The organism is Pseudoalteromonas sp. S554, assembly GCF_005930865.1.
Taxonomy (GTDB): Bacteria; Pseudomonadota; Gammaproteobacteria; order Enterobacterales; family Alteromonadaceae; genus Pseudoalteromonas; species Pseudoalteromonas marina.
In genome coordinates, this window is sequence record NZ_PNDV01000014.1 from 1 (window position 1) to 14,590 (window position 14,590).

15 protein-coding genes are annotated in these 14,590 nt (G+C 36.6%); 9 read left to right on the forward strand and 6 right to left on the reverse strand.

Annotated features, from left to right (window positions below):
• The 3 genes from CWB65_RS04365 to CWB65_RS04375 all read right to left on the reverse strand — a co-directional run.
• The coding region (locus CWB65_RS04365) for a cache domain-containing protein (protein WP_171047564.1) at window positions 1-1,167 on the reverse strand (1,167 nt) is incomplete at its 3' end.
• A 300-nt stretch (window positions 1,168-1,467) separates the two neighbouring features.
• Window positions 1,468-1,812 (reverse strand): YajD family HNH nuclease, encoded by a 345-nt coding sequence (locus CWB65_RS04370; protein ID WP_138739984.1) that lies wholly within the window; start codon window positions 1,810-1,812, stop codon window positions 1,468-1,470.
• Window positions 1,813-2,069: 257 nt separating this feature from the next.
• A complete protein-coding gene (locus CWB65_RS04375) occupies window positions 2,070-3,476 on the reverse strand; it encodes a serine aminopeptidase domain-containing protein (RefSeq protein WP_138739985.1) in 1,407 nt (468 codons plus the stop codon).
• A gap of 332 nt (window positions 3,477-3,808) precedes the next feature.
• Here CWB65_RS04375 and CWB65_RS04380 point away from each other — a divergent pair, with 332 nt between their 5' ends.
• The 3 genes from CWB65_RS04380 (at window position 3,809) to CWB65_RS04390 (ending at window position 5,450) form a co-directional block, all read left to right on the forward strand.
• Window positions 3,809-4,429, forward strand: a complete 621-nt coding sequence (locus CWB65_RS04380) for a LytR/AlgR family response regulator transcription factor (RefSeq protein ID WP_171047565.1) — start codon at window positions 3,809-3,811, stop codon at window positions 4,427-4,429.
• A 97-nt stretch (window positions 4,430-4,526) separates the two neighbouring features.
• Window positions 4,527-5,048: an RNA polymerase sigma factor gene (locus CWB65_RS04385; RefSeq protein ID WP_138739987.1), complete on the forward strand. Its 522-nt coding sequence runs from the start codon at window positions 4,527-4,529 to the stop codon at window positions 5,046-5,048.
• 9 nt (window positions 5,049-5,057) lie between these two features.
• Window positions 5,058-5,450, forward strand: coding sequence for a DUF6768 family protein (locus CWB65_RS04390; RefSeq protein WP_138739988.1), 393 nt, complete (start codon window positions 5,058-5,060; stop codon window positions 5,448-5,450).
• Window positions 5,451-5,509: 59 nt separating this feature from the next.
• Here the strand turns inward: CWB65_RS04390 and CWB65_RS04395 are convergent, their stop codons facing one another.
• A complete protein-coding gene (locus tag CWB65_RS04395) occupies window positions 5,510-6,175 on the reverse strand; it encodes a glutathione S-transferase family protein (RefSeq protein WP_138739989.1) in 666 nt (221 codons plus the stop codon).
• 138 nt (window positions 6,176-6,313) lie between these two features.
• Between CWB65_RS04395 and CWB65_RS04400 the strand changes: the two genes are divergently transcribed.
• From CWB65_RS04400 to CWB65_RS04425, 6 genes are all read left to right on the forward strand, one after another.
• Window positions 6,314-6,886, forward strand: coding sequence for a TetR/AcrR family transcriptional regulator (locus CWB65_RS04400; protein WP_138739990.1), 573 nt, complete (start codon window positions 6,314-6,316; stop codon window positions 6,884-6,886).
• 148 nt (window positions 6,887-7,034) lie between these two features.
• Window positions 7,035-7,808, forward strand: a complete 774-nt coding sequence (locus CWB65_RS04405; RefSeq protein WP_171047566.1) for a TetR/AcrR family transcriptional regulator — start codon at window positions 7,035-7,037, stop codon at window positions 7,806-7,808.
• A gap of 54 nt (window positions 7,809-7,862) precedes the next feature.
• Window positions 7,863-10,202, forward strand: a complete 2,340-nt coding sequence (locus tag CWB65_RS04410) for an efflux RND transporter permease subunit (RefSeq protein ID WP_138739992.1) — start codon at window positions 7,863-7,865, stop codon at window positions 10,200-10,202.
• Window positions 10,180-10,971 (forward strand): outer membrane lipoprotein-sorting protein, encoded by a 792-nt coding sequence (locus CWB65_RS04415; RefSeq protein ID WP_138739993.1) that lies wholly within the window; start codon window positions 10,180-10,182, stop codon window positions 10,969-10,971. The genes CWB65_RS04410 and CWB65_RS04415 overlap by 23 nt, the downstream gene beginning before the upstream one ends.
• 56 nt (window positions 10,972-11,027) lie before the next feature.
• Window positions 11,028-12,167, forward strand: coding sequence for a hypothetical protein (locus tag CWB65_RS04420; RefSeq protein WP_249365017.1), 1,140 nt, complete (start codon window positions 11,028-11,030; stop codon window positions 12,165-12,167).
• Between the two features lie 105 nt (window positions 12,168-12,272).
• Window positions 12,273-12,806 carry an NADPH-dependent FMN reductase gene (locus CWB65_RS04425; RefSeq protein ID WP_138739994.1) on the forward strand — a complete coding sequence of 178 codons (534 nt, stop codon included), beginning with the start codon at window positions 12,273-12,275 and terminating at the stop codon, window positions 12,804-12,806.
• Here CWB65_RS04425 and CWB65_RS04430 read toward each other — a convergent pair.
• Window positions 12,803-13,756 (reverse strand): glycine betaine ABC transporter substrate-binding protein, encoded by a 954-nt coding sequence (locus tag CWB65_RS04430; RefSeq protein ID WP_138739995.1) that lies wholly within the window; start codon window positions 13,754-13,756, stop codon window positions 12,803-12,805. The two genes, CWB65_RS04425 and CWB65_RS04430, sit on opposite strands and share 4 nt — an antisense overlap.
• 246 nt (window positions 13,757-14,002) lie before the next feature.
• Entirely contained in the window at window positions 14,003-14,521 is a 519-nt protein-coding gene (locus CWB65_RS04435; RefSeq protein WP_349304531.1) for an ABC transporter ATP-binding protein, read from the reverse strand.
• Window positions 14,522-14,590: the final 69 nt, after the last annotated feature.

Genomic DNA, 14,590 nt, shown 5'->3' on the forward strand with positions numbered 1-14,590 from the left:
GAAAATCCCTAGAACCCCAATTTGATTTTCTACTCGACTTTTAACTTGATTGAGCAACTGCTTAACCACAATGGAAGAATATGATGAGGTAAGCGCATTGAAATAATCAAGATTAATAATCAACAACAACCCTGATGTTTCGGTCTCTAAAAATTTACTACATACGATTTGTTTAAAGCTCTTCTTGTTAGGCAAAGCCGTTTCATTATCTAACTCTAAAAAGTTAAACAACGGCTTTATGACATTTTTGTTAGCAACAAATAACGCAACAACCACTAAAATAAAGACAACAAGAAAATGCACTAATAGCTGCACAGTTTCAGACAAAAGCCTGCTATTTAACTCATCTTTAGAAAACTCCATTACAATTTTTAAATTAAGACTTGGTATAGGAACAACCGCATACATCACATTTTCAGCAACAAATACTTCGCCTTTTAAGCTAATTTCAGACAAGCGGATACTGGTCATGTCTTTCAAGTATGTTGACGACGCCAAAAATGTACCAATTTTTGACTTATCTTGATGGGCAATAATTTTACTGTCGCTATCAATTACAAAGTTATTTTTAATATGAGATAAACTACTAGGGTCAACATACTTTGCAAACAAACTATCCAGTCGTGTAAGTTTAATATCACCACTTACAACACCAATAAATTCACTGTGATTAAACAGTGGTGCAGAAACAGTTAAATAATAGACATCCGGATCATCAATACCGATATAAGGCCCGTTTATTGTCATGTGTTGATTAATTTTAGTCGCGCTATACCAAGGACGGACTCTCGGGTCATACCCTGAAGGCGGCTGCCAATTATTAATACGATAATAGCCATTTTCTTCTAACGAAATAGAAACAAAATCAAATTGATTGGAATCTGTATATTGAGATATTAACGCATCCAATAGCTCATTATTCTCAATGTTTCCGGCAAATGATGACGTTTTTTTTGCAAATGTCTTCATTGACTCTTTGCTAGAAGCTATCCATTGCTCCGTCGTGGTTTGTGCAACAGAAGCTATGGTAAGTTGCTCGTCTTTAACGGCTAACACTAACCAGTTTTTGACGTGAAAAAAGGCAATAACCGCTGACAGCAAAAGACCAAACATCAAAATGCAACAAACAGAGATAAGTAACTTTTTCTTATGAGAAAGTGTTTTCAAAAAAATCCTTTTATACATACGTAAACAAGCAGGAAAAGCATTGAGCTGAAGTTAATACGTTTATGCTAGATAATAGCGCTTACGGTTTGAATTGATGAGCATTAAAAAGATGCTACTTTATAACAATCAAATATTCCGAATTTAAGCTGAAAGCTTTATAAATAATCAAACAGCACTTAAAAAAAGTGATAAAATCACATTAATCACAAAAATAGAAGGGATAATAGCACAGTTAATTTTGTGCTTATTGATATAAATCAGTTTTAATGCAATTCTTATAGATTATATTTTTTATAAGAATTACTTTTTAAGAAGAGACTTTAAGTCAGCAAACGGATTATGGGTGGCGGCGACATGTTCACTATGGCCTGCAACAACTTCCGTTTTATAATTAGCGTGATCAGTATATTTTGCGTGCTCATTATCGTGACAATAAATACAGAGCAATTCCCAATTACTACCATCTGAAGGGTTATTTGTATGGTCATGATCAATATGATGCACAGTTAACTCTTTCAAGTTCGAAAAAACAAACTCTCGAGCACAGCGACCACAAACCCACGGATATAGCTTAAGCGCCATATCACGATAGCCTTTTTCTTTTTGTCGATACTGTAAACTTGTACCTAGCCTATCTGAAGACATAATTCCCATCACTATTATCGGTAAGACTTAATGCTTGTATCACGAGTTGTAGCTTATTGACGTCCATGTGATATAACACAACTATTGAGCTTATAGTAAAGAGTGCCATCCTCTCAACAAACTAGACCAGTAGTCATTGTGCTAAATAAAACCAAGCTAAGCCAAACAAGCTTTAACTTGGTCACATTTATTTGGATGCTATATTTCGGAGATATAACAATAGAAATTTATATTAATAGAGCTTGATAATTAAAAGCCTAACGATTTATTTCATTCGCCCAGTCTACTATCTGTTGGCTAATTTGTTTCTGCCACTGCCCTTGTTTACCTAAAAATGAATGAGTTGCTGAATCATGAACCGTCGACCAGTGATCCAAACCTGGGTATTTATACAATTTAACCTTTTTATTGCCGCTGGCCTTTAAAACATCAACAATCATATCGTTATCTGCTTCAGACATAATCCAATCATTTGTACCCCAACGAAGGTAGGTAGGCACAGTTAACTTTTGCCACTGTCCTGCGAAATCAAAGTCTTGCAATTGATGATAATAACTCATCGGTCTACCGTACATATGCAAAGGCCCATGATAGTTATATTCTGCGAGCTCAGTATTTGCGCTAATAAGCTCCTGGTAACTTTTCTTTTCAACCAACATGCCATAATACAAAGGAATATAAGCCTCATTCATTACCTTTGTTATTTCATTTTGTGATTTACCTTTCATGGCTAATATTCTTCGCTCAATTTCAAGCATATGCTCAAACCAAGAACGAAAAAAAGTACCATCAGCAATGACTGCATTCGCTTGATATTTGTTTGCTATGTATGGCGCAATAGCGCTGCCCATACTGTTTCCGTAGATTAAAATTTTATCTTGGTTAACAAAAGGTAAACGGGCAAGCGCTTGAAATGCTTGTTCGTAACCATTTAACTCAGTATCAAAGTCTGTTTGCGAACAATTGCCTTCACTGTCCCCTAAGCCTGGCTTTTCAACACGCATAACCACCATATTGCTGTGTTCAACAATCTCTTTAATCAATCGTACATAATTAGATTTACGATGAGGTAAAACTTCAATACTAGAACAACTTAACCCTTGCAGAAAAAAAATTGCGGGCCGTTTTTTGTTGTCAGTTAGTGAAGCTTTCGGACGTGTGATAATCACCCTTTGTAAAAAGCCTGCAGGATTTTCAACAGCAGAGTAACTTACCGATACATTTTCAAACTGCTCAACAGGTAATGGCGTAAATACAGCATTAGTATTAGCGTTAACCCCCTTTCGCTGATAAGTAATTGAATAAACAACATCACCAACAAGTGCGTCACTTATATCGTACCAATGCTCATTACTGTTAATTTGAGCATTATTTATTTTAACAACAACATCTTCAACCTTAATGCCTGCCATAACTAACGGCGAGTCAGGCTCTATAGAAGTGACTTGTTTACCAATAATACCTGATGGCAATATTATCGTTTTAAATTTAGCCTGCCAATTTGCTCGACGAGCAAGTAATTCTTGTTCATTACTTTTATTATCAACCTTGAGCAAACTATTATTTGAATAACCCTGTGCTAATGTAATAGCCTGTATAAATATATTGGTTAATATAAAAAAGCAGATAAAACCGAATCGGGTAACACTTGGAATTTGTATCATCAATAGAACTCACTTAGCTAAAACAATGTAAATACTTAGTGAGTAAATATAGAACCTAACCTGTTTATTTTATTAGCCTTTATGTTAATCCTTGAGTTTCTTATACCAAAACATAGGTTTTCATGACTAAAAATTTATCTTTAAGCAACAAATATGTTAACAATAACCTAATGTCATTTTTTTTGACTAACCGAGTATTAAGACATGTCACATTTTGGCTAATTTATTATCTGTTTTTTAGTTTGATTTGGGTAAAACCTGACCTAGGGTATTTATCTTCATTCTATTTAGAATTTATCCTTTTACCCATAAGAATAATGGCTGCCTATACCATGATGTATTGGCTAATTCCGCAATATTTAGTCAAAAAGCAATATCAAAACTTTGCTATAGGTTATCTAGTTTTATTAATAACAGCAGGCTGCTTACAGCGGTTATTTGATCACTTCTTCTATCAACAATTAATGCTTAATGTCGACAGTAATTTGTTAAACATCACGCCAGTATTTAAAAGTATCATTCTCGTAAATACCACCATCATAATAGCTGCGGTATATAAGGTTTTTCAGTTATTTTTATTCGAGCAACAGCAGGTAAAAATGTTAACTGAGCAGTTAACGCAATTAAAAAATAATGACAATCTTTTGATAGAGCTAAAATCAAATAGGCGAACCCATCATATAAAAGAGTCGCAAATCCTCTATATTGAAGGCATGGGTAACTATGTAAATTACTACTTGGAAAACGACGAGAAAATAACAGTGTACTCGTCAATTAAAGCCGCTCTTGAGCCGTTACCCGCACACTTTATACGGTTACATCGCTCTTATATTATTAATACCAAGCAAATATCTTCATATAACCACGAAAACGTTAATATAAGACAACACGTCATTCCTAGAGGCGCCGATATAACAGATGAAATGCTAACGCCATATAAATCATCAAGTTAGTTTTACCTTTTGCCCTTTACCTTTTAGTAATATTAGCGTGAACCTTTCGCCTGCAATCATCGTCTTTAAGGTATTAAAACAATAACAATGACCTGATATGGATAATGCAAAAATACAATTATTGGTAATAGAAGCTCAACAAGGAAGCAGTGATGCATTCTCTGCACTTTGCCAGTATTTTTATCCTCGTATACTCAAGTTTGCTATAAAGTTATCTTCTGATGAACAACTTGCTCACGATGCTACACAAAACGCATTCTTAAAAGTTGCTAAATCAATCAGACGCTTACAAGACCCTAAAGCCTTTAAAAGTTGGCTATATCAAGCGGTTAGATGGCAGGTAATTGATATGGCAAAAGGAGGCAGTAAGCGAAACGAGTTGCAATGTGAAATAGGTATTGAAAACATAGCAATAACTGAGCCTTGCGACAGTACAAGTGACCTTCAAGAGCAGATTAATAAGCTTCCTGATATCGATAAACAAGTCATTCATTTGTTCTATTTAGAATCTATGACTATCCAAGAAATAAGCCTTATTTTAACAACACCACAAGGCACAATTAAATCTCGCTTAAACCGAGCTAGAAATACACTCAAAAAGCACTTAATAAATCATTAAGGATCCGTTATGAATATTGACGACAAAATTAAACAAGCATTAGAAGATGAAGCACATAAATTAGACCAAGTTATAGCACACGAACCTGGCATTTTTAATATGTTAACCAATGCTTATAAAGGGGCATTAGGCGGCTGGATGATATTGGTGACTTTCGTAACACTTGTTGTGACTGCTGTCATGTTTTGGGCCGGTTATAAATTCTTTTTTGTTGAACATTTAAATGGCTCAGAAGCGATATATTGGGGGGTAATATTAATTCTCAGTGCCTTAATGCAAGTCACACTAAAAATGTGGACCTTTATGGAAATGAATCGCCAGTCAACTAACCGAGAAGTAAAACGCTTAGAGCTAACAATAGAACGCCTGATGCATCACCTTTCAGTTAATAACAACTCATAACTTTTGCTTCCTTGTATTTCTAGCCGGCATATTACTATCCGGCTAGAAATGTAGCGGCATTACGCTATCGGTTTATTGTCTGATTTAAGCACCTTTTTACACGAAGCTCTCTGCATCGACCGTTCAACATAATTCTTAATCGCGTTAAACCCTTCAAGACAGTTAACTTCAGCAGGTAAAGTGGTTAAATATTGCAACATAGGCATTACAAGCGCATCTGCAATGGTAAACTTATCGGTGCCTAATAATTCACCGCGATTTATTTCTACTTCAATAATTTCAAGCGCTCGCTGTAATGCCAAACGATTGCTTTGTACAACATCCATTCTAACTTGTTTGTTTTCCCCTTTAGGAAAGACAAACTCTAATAAATAATCTCTAACAATTGCTTTATCAATATAAAGCGCAATAATGGCACAAAACGCGTCATGCTCAGCAGCTAATTGGGCTGACGTCCAATGCGTTTTTGTATCCGAAAAGTTTTCTTGTAAGTATCGACAAATACTTGTTGTTTCAGGCAACACTAACTCACCATGCAACAATATAGGTAACTTGCCATATGGATGTAACTTAAAATGTTCATCACTTTTAAACTCAATAGCTTTACCATTAGCACTAAAACCTGTTGTATAAGTTACTCCAAGCTCTTCACAAATCAACATGACAGAACGAACAAATGTTGAAAAGTCTGGCCCATAAATATGAACTTTATTAGTAGTAGACATGAATACTCACTTTATTAGTTGATTAATACTTATTAGTTTAAAGATTAATCATTACTTTAGAGCCACTTAAAATATGTTCAAGAACATATTTTAAGCTTATGTAATAATATTTTAATCTCCTTAATATAGACAACAAATATGACTTGGAATAAAACACATAAAAAGAATACCAAAGAAAGAGTTCTTCAAAGTGCAGCCCAATTATTTACCCAAGAAGGTTATGAGAAAATTTCAATAAATCAGGTAATGGAACATGCGCAATTAACCCGCGGGGCATTTTATGCTCACTTTGACTCAAAAAGTGATTTATATGCTCAAGCCATTAAAACGGCAGCTAATAATGCTCACCAAGCAATATCAAAAACCACCTCAGATGACATTGCGTCATTAGCAAATCATTACTTGAGTGCAACACATCGAGACAAACTATTGCCACAATCGTGTCCGTTAGCCTGCTTAATTACAGACATTACGCAGCAAGATCAAAAAGTTAAGTCGGTATATACAGATGTATTTAAAGCTTTTATTACCAATATAGACAAATTAACAAATGATCAGCAGCGCTCATTTCAAATAGCAACACTTATGATAGGCGGTATCGCACTATCGAAAGCATTAGAAGATCAAAAACTAAGTGATAGTTTATTAAGTGCATGCCAAAGTGCAATTTCAACACTTGCCAATATTAACAAGCCCAGCACTGACATATAACAAACATAAAGCAGCAACATGCTTCGTCTTATGTGCAATTTTTGCTAAACTAGTGTTGCAATTTATGCCAAATATTATATTATGACGCTTCGTCAACATGACGAAGCGTCATAAATTCGTAATAAGGACGAAACAATCGTTTAATAATATGAAGTTTTGTGACCAAAGTAATACCGAAACAAAGTGTTTTGTCGGTAAATTTAAAAATAAACGCCATGCAGCTATCGCCGATCGTGAACAGGAACTGTTAATAATCGCAGAAAAGCTGATGGAACATGAAGGTTTTTCAGGCTTAACCATGGATAAGCTTGTTGCCGCATGTAATTATTCTAAAGGTACCGTTTATAACCACTTTAACAGTAAAGAAGATTTACTGTGCGCCTTATGTATTAAAGGCATAAAGCTAAGCATGCAGCTGATGCGCAGAGCATTAACATTTGATGGAAATACCCGCGAAAAAAACTTGGCAATACATTTTGCTAATCGAGTTTTTGGGCTGGCAAGTCCTACTTTGTTTATGTGTATCTTGTCAGGTAAGTCTCCTGCTGTGCAGGAAAAGGCAAGTACAGAAAGACTAAAAGAGATTGATGAACTTGAAGTTGAAATCACAGCTATATGTGATCAAACTTTTAGCGATGCATTAAATGCTGGTGATTTAAACGTTAGCATGGGTGTTGGCATAGATGGCTTTAGCTTTGCCAACTGGGCTATGTCTTTTGGTTCAAATGCACTCATGATAGGTGCCTCTGAAGCGAATGTTATAAAGAGCTTAGATTTAGATTTCGCATTACTATTTAACGTAAGCATTATGATGGATGGAATGGGTTGGAAACCGCTATCACATCAATGGGACTACAAACAAACGTGGCAACGTATTGCCACAGAAGTTTTTTCAAAAGAAATGACAGCATTAGGACGTTGATGCTGTTTTTTTTCAAAATCAAATGACGATTCGTCAACAGGATAGGTTGAAATCATGAAACAGTTTTGGCTAAACAGTGTACTAAACCGCCCATGGTTAACATTATTATTTGGATTTATTCTCATTGCGGCCGCCTCAATGGGCGCTCAGAATTTATATTTTCGTGGTGATTACAAAGTATTTTTTGGTGATCAAAGTCCACAGTTAATGGCATTTGAACAAATGCAAAAAACATTCAATAAAAATGAAAATGCCAATATAATCATCGCCCCTAAATCAGGGAATGTATTTAATAAAGAAACACTTACCTTGATAAAAGAAATGACCGATCAGTCTTGGTTAACGCCAAACTCTTCTCGTGTTGATTCTATAACTAATTACCAACATACCTGGGCTGAAGAAGATGACTTAATCGTTGAAGATCTCATTTTGGAGGTCGAATTAATTAATGATGAAACGATCGCAAAAGCCAAAGAAATTGCTTTAAAAGAACCTAATTTATTAAATCGCATGATTTCTAAGGATGGTCATGTCGCTGTAATAAATGTCACCGTGCAATTACCAGATGCAGATACACCTGAAACTGCGCTAGATACCTCAAAAGCAGTGTTAGATATAACCAACTACTTGGTTAATATGACGGACGAATACAAAGCTAAATACCCAGATCATGATTTTTATCATACTGGCATTGTATTTATGAACAACTCGTTTGCAACAGAAGCACAAAAAGACGCCTCAACCTTAGTTCCGGGAATGTTTCTCGCTGTTATTATTGTTTTATGGCTGTTATTACGCTCTTTTACCGGCACCTTATCAACACTAATCATAATAGTAACGACTATTACGGCCACTATGGGGCTATCTGGCTGGATGGGATATTTTCTTAGTACAGCCACCGTTAACGTTCCCACCATGGTAATGACTTTAGCCGTTGCTGACTGTGTGCATATCATCTCATCCATGCTATACGCCATGAGACAAGGTAAAAGTAAGCAAGAAGCACTTAACTACAGTATGAAGTTAAACTTGATGCCAGTGTTTATTACCAGTGCAACAACCGCTATCGGCTTTTTAACTTTAAATTTTGCCGAAGTGCCAGTATTAGCTGACTTAGGTAACTTAACCGCACTAGGTGTAATGCTTGCCTTTGTTTTATCTGTCACGTTATTGCCTGCTTTGTTACAAATATTACCTATGCGAACACCGAAAGTAGTTACCGATAACGACGGCGCTTTTGAGAAGTTTGGCGACTGGGTAATTAACAACCACAAACGCTTATTACCTATCTCAGTATTGGTCATGGCCGTAACCGTTGCCTTTACTTTTAATAATGAAGTTAATGATGTTGCAACAGATTACTTTGATAGCAGTACAGCATTTAGGCAGTCAACTGATTTTCAACAAGAAAATATTAGTGGTATGTCATCTATTGATTTTGCCTTGTTTGGTCAAAAAGCGTCTCAACTTAATTCACCAGAAATGCTTAATACCGTAAAAGCATTTAGTGATTGGCTTGAACAGCAACCAGAGATTGATCATGTTGCGACAATTTCCAATACCTTTTTGCGCCTTAATAAGAATATGCACGGAGATAATGAAGATTATTATTCATTGCCACAAGAGCAGGAACTAGCCGCTCAATATCTACTATTATATGAAATGTCATTACCCTATGGCTTAGACCTTAATAATCAAATTAATATCGATAAGTCAGCAACGCGTATTACTGCAATTATGCAAAACTTAGGCAGTAAAGAATTTACGGAGTTTGAACAACGCGCATACCAATGGATGAAAGAAAATAGCCAGGGTTACGAAATAAAAGCGGCCAGTCCAAGCTTAATGTTTGCCCATATTGGTGAACAAAACATGACAAGCATGTTGTACGGCACCCTACTCGCTCTGGTCTTTATTTCCTTGTTGCTTGTGTTTGCATTACGTTCATGGCGAATGGGGGCTATCAGCTTGATCCCGAACTTATTACCTGCAGGTATTGGCTTTGGTATTTGGGGATTATACTCAGCTGAAATTAACATGGGCTTGTCTGTTGTATTAAGTATGACGCTTGGCATCATAGTTGATGACACGGTACATTTTCTAACAAAGTACCGCCATGCAAGATTAGAAGGTAAAGACGCAAAAGAAAGTGTTAGATACTCATTTGCCAGTGTTGGCCGTGCCCTTTGGATCACCACAATTGTACTAACAATAGGTTTTAGCATTTTGGCATTATCAGCTTTTAGACTTAATGCCGATATGGGGTTATTAACAGCAATAATTATTGTCTCAGCGCTGGCTGTTGACTTTTTATTCTTGCCAGCATTCCTCATTTTATTGGACAAAAAAACGATTAAACAGGAGAAAAAAGATGCCACTTTACAAACAGCTTAGTAGCCTTGTCATTGGCTTAAGCCTTGTCGCATCACCAGTATTTGCGCAAACGGTTGAAGAAAAAGGCTTAGAAATAGCAAAAGAGCGTAAAGCAAGAGATCTTGGTTGGGGTGACTCAACCTCGCAATCAGAAATGATATTGCGCAACGCTCAAGGTCAGCAAACGGTGAGAAAAATGCGCCTTAAATCGTTGGAAGTTGCCAATGACGGCGATAAAGCGTTGACTATATTTGATCAACCTCGTGACGTGAAAGGCACGGCATTTTTAAGCTTTTCTCACTCGACAACACCAGACGAACAGTGGATGTATTTACCCGCACTTAAACGGGTTAAGAGAATCGCTTCACGAAATAAGTCAGGCCCTTTTATGGGCAGTGAATTTGCATTTGAAGATTTAAGTTCATTTGAAATCGAAAAATACAGCTATAAATATCTGCGAGATGAACAACTAGAGGGACAAGAAGTTTTTGTTATTGAATCAGATCCGGTTGATAAGTATTCAGGTTACACCAAACAAATATCTTGGATAGACAAAGTACATTATCGTCCTTTAAAAATAGAGTTTTATGATCGCAAAAGTAGTTTATTAAAAACGTTAACCTTTAACGACTACAAACTATATTTAGATAAATATTGGCGTGCAAATAAAATGTCTATGGTGAACAATCAAACCAATAAAAGCACTGATTTTATTACCCACAAATTGACCTTTAATACAGGGTTAACAGACAAAGACTTTAATAAAGCTACTCTAAAACGCGCAAAATAATGAAGATGATAAAACCTTACACTTTATTACCTCTGTTACTGCTATCGACTTATACGATGGCAGAAACACAAATCACGGTAAAAGCTGCGATAGAAAATCGTAGCTTTTTGCAAAGTGCCCAATATCAAGGCCAACATGATAATCAACTGTCTGCTTTTATTGAGCCAGAGATTTATTACAGTTGGAATGAAGAACAAGACAGCATAACCTTCAAGCCTTTTTATCGTTGGGACGATAAAGATGATGAACGTAGCCATGGTGATATACGAGAACTAATGTGGTTGCACGTTGGCAACGAATGGGAGTTGCGCACAGGTATTGGCATAGTGTTTTGGGGGCAAGCGGAGTCTCAACACTTAGTTGATGTTATTAATCAAACCGACTTAGTTGAAGCCTTAGACGGTGAAGATAAAATGGGTCAACCTATGATTAATCTAACCTTAGTAAAGGATTGGGGTAATCTTGATTTATTTGTTTTACCGGGATTTCGTGAGCGTACTTTTGCAGGCTTAGACGGACGACTCAGGCCTGAATTAGAAATTAAACAAAGTAAAGCTCTTTATGAATCTTCAAATGAAAATCACCATCTCGACTATGCATTTCGCTGGTCTCATACGCTTTCAGACTGGGATGTAGGGCTCTCTTATTTTAATGGTACATCGAGAGATCCCTCTTTTGTCGCCAATCAAGACGGCCAAACGATTAGTTTGTCGCCCTATTATGCGCAGATGGAACAAGTAGGTGTAGATCTATTATTAGTCTACGATGAATGGCTATATAAATTTGAAGGCATTTATCGCGACTTAAATAACCAAAATGCTTATATTGCAACGGTTGCGGGCTTTGAATATACCAATGTTGGTGTATTTGAGTCTGTGTGGGATATAGGTTGGTTGTTAGAATATCAATATGATAATAACGACGTTATTAAGCAAAATGACGAGCACAATGCACTAATGTTAGGCACTCGCATTGCCTTAAATGATGTTGACGGTACCGAAATATTATTAGGTTATGTTCTGGACCTGGATGACAGTGATACTCAAACAAGCTTTATTGAAGCTTCTAGCCGCATAAACGAAAACTGGAAATGGCGCCTAGACGCTTGGTTTATATCAAGTGAAACGCCAAGCAATAACCTATATAGCGTCAAACAAGATGATTATGTACAGGCAAGCTTAGAATATTATTTCTAAGCTATTTAGTACGCAGGTTATCTCTGATTAAGCTAAGCTAGATTGTGTGTCTTGCTTAGCTTTTTTATTTATAAGCATCAGAGTAATAAGAAGGAAATAATAACAATGAAAGTAACCGCATTTGCAGCATCATCGAGTAAACAATCAATCAATAAAAAACTGGTGAATTATACTGCAAACTTAATCAATGGTGCTGAAATAGACTTGCTTGATCTTAATGATTACGAGCTCCCCTTATTTAGCCAAGATAAAGAACAAGAGCTTGGTCAACCAGACTTAGCCAAAACGTTTTTAGCTAAAATCGCGCAATGTGACGCCTTAATCATATCTTTTGCTGAGCATAACGGTTGTTATACCGCCGCCTATAAAAATATCTTTGATTGGTGTTCTCGCATCAACAATAAAGTCTTTCAACAAAAACCTATGTTATTGCTGTCCACTTCTCCTGGAGGGCGAGGTGGGCAAAGTGTATTAAGCTTAGCAGAAAACTCCGCCCCATTTTTTGCAGGCAATGTTAAAGCGAGTATGGCGATTCCAAGTTTTCATGAAAACTTTGATACCGATAAAAATTGTTTAACCAATGAAGATATACAACAAAAACTACTAGATGCCATTCAACTTCTAATTAGTGACGTTTAAGGAACCCTTAAATTTGAGCACTTAATACTTTGCCATTGCTGATATTCAGTGGCATATTTTTCTTGCCATACTATTGCTGCCTGCTCCTGGGTATAACCATCAACAGCAAGAAGTGCGGCCGCTTCTGCAATCATTTCGTTAGTAAATTGAAGGTGTTTTAATATTTGATAAGCGCATGGCCATTGTGACTTTAACCCTGGCCATGCTGCCTTTTTAAGCCAACCACGTCTTGATTTAGTGCATGCTTGTTGTGCGGTACCAACTTCATCACCAGAACATTTTGTCTGCCCATGGGGAAAGTCAATAAAATGCCCCTTTACCCTGACGTCTGTCCAGTTAGGCGTCCAATTAAGCATGACAATTGGCATTTCACTCGCAAGTGCTTGTTCAAGTCGATGCCATAAAAATTCATCAGAAGGATCACGTTTAATAATAAAGTTTAAACCTAAACTACGAATAAGCTCAGCGTCACCATAATCCCAAGGACCTGCGAAATAAACTCCTTTGCCATTAGAGCTGTGTTTGGCAAATATTGACGCACATTGATTAAGCGCTTGCCAACTAGGTAAATCAGGACAGAGTTGCTGTACATGCTCTGGATACCACCACTCTTCTCTAACTTCTGCGTGATGTGCTCCCATATCAAGGACTTTATTTGAGTTTACTAAAGGTTCAAACACCTTAGCCATCGACGGTTGCCAAACCTCCAATTGAACATGCACAACTCCGCGCTGTAATGCTCCCCATTGATCGTCAACATTTATCGCTTGGTAAGAAACGGCTATCCCTTTGTTTTTAACTAGATTACCAAATACATGAGATAATACGCGCTGACTGCTCCACTCATTAATCGGGATGATCAATTGTTTTTTGACGTCGACATCAGCACGAGCTTGGTTGTAAACAACCAGTACAATATTCAGTATTAAACAATAAAAATAAAAGCGCATAACTACCTATGGTCACATAATCGCAAGCATGATACCTAATTTGCAACGATATTTCTCTCATACAATAGTCCAATAAAGAAAATGACGGTACTGATAAATTACTAAAGGCTATCGAGAGTTTTTGTTAACTACCTTGTTTTTAAAGATTTATTTGAATCATTTTTATTGAGCACTATGTTCCTATAAACTAGTTATTCGTAACAGATTCATTTTGATTTTTTACTAATAAGTCACTCACATATCCGATTACGCACGAGCAGTTGCTGTTGCCATGTATCCTTCCGCGCCTTTGGAAAAAGTTAGGTGATGAGTAATACACTTTAATACGTCACGTACATCATGACTAACAAAGAGCATGTGAGTATTGCTGCGCTCGGCAATATAATCGACTAAGGCTAAAACTTTTTCACGATTTTTATTATCAAGCCCTTGGCAAGGCTCATCCAAAATCAACACAAGTGGTAACTTAACTACCGCACGAGCAATTAATACCAGTCTTTGCTCGCCGTATGAAAGCTGGCTAAAAGCCAGCTGCTCTTTATTTTCTAAACCTAATAATAACAACCACTCTCTCGCGATATTAAGTTGGTGTCGACTAGGCGCATCATATAAGCCAATACTGTCAAAAAAACCTGATAAAACTGTTTGCAATAAGTTAGTTGAGACACGATAGTCTCGATGCAATTGTGCGCTGACGACACCGTAATGTCGCTTTATATCCCAAATCGACTCGCCACTGCCTCTTTGTACACCAAATAGTGATATCTGTTGACCATAAGCCTTAGTGGGGTTCTAGGGATTTTCCCCTCTAAAGTAACATAAATCGCCACAACC

What these genes read in the sequence shown, in the direction of transcription:
- CWB65_RS04400 (WP_138739990.1), top strand. Translation starts at nt 6,314, where the DNA reads ATGACTTGGAATAAAACACATAAAAAGAATACCAAAGAAAGAGTTCTT.
- CWB65_RS04415 (WP_138739993.1), top strand. Translation starts at nt 10,180, where the DNA reads ATGCCACTTTACAAACAGCTTAGTAGCCTTGTCATTGGCTTAAGCCTT.
- CWB65_RS04390 (WP_138739988.1), top strand. Translation starts at nt 5,058, where the DNA reads ATGAATATTGACGACAAAATTAAACAAGCATTAGAAGATGAAGCACAT.
- CWB65_RS04410 (WP_138739992.1), top strand. Translation starts at nt 7,863, where the DNA reads ATGAAACAGTTTTGGCTAAACAGTGTACTAAACCGCCCATGGTTAACA.
- CWB65_RS04380 (WP_171047565.1), top strand. Translation starts at nt 3,809, where the DNA reads ATGATGTATTGGCTAATTCCGCAATATTTAGTCAAAAAGCAATATCAA.
- CWB65_RS04375 (WP_138739985.1), bottom strand. Translation starts at nt 3,476, where the DNA reads ATGATACAAATTCCAAGTGTTACCCGATTCGGTTTTATCTGCTTTTTT.
- CWB65_RS04370 (WP_138739984.1), bottom strand. Translation starts at nt 1,812, where the DNA reads ATGTCTTCAGATAGGCTAGGTACAAGTTTACAGTATCGACAAAAAGAA.
- CWB65_RS04425 (WP_138739994.1), top strand. Translation starts at nt 12,273, where the DNA reads ATGAAAGTAACCGCATTTGCAGCATCATCGAGTAAACAATCAATCAAT.
- CWB65_RS04405 (WP_171047566.1), top strand. Translation starts at nt 7,035, where the DNA reads ATGAAGTTTTGTGACCAAAGTAATACCGAAACAAAGTGTTTTGTCGGT.
- CWB65_RS04385 (WP_138739987.1), top strand. Translation starts at nt 4,527, where the DNA reads ATGGATAATGCAAAAATACAATTATTGGTAATAGAAGCTCAACAAGGA.
- CWB65_RS04395 (WP_138739989.1), bottom strand. Translation starts at nt 6,175, where the DNA reads ATGTCTACTACTAATAAAGTTCATATTTATGGGCCAGACTTTTCAACA.
- CWB65_RS04430 (WP_138739995.1), bottom strand. Translation starts at nt 13,756, where the DNA reads ATGCGCTTTTATTTTTATTGTTTAATACTGAATATTGTACTGGTTGTT.
- CWB65_RS04420 (WP_249365017.1), top strand. Translation starts at nt 11,028, where the DNA reads ATGGCAGAAACACAAATCACGGTAAAAGCTGCGATAGAAAATCGTAGC.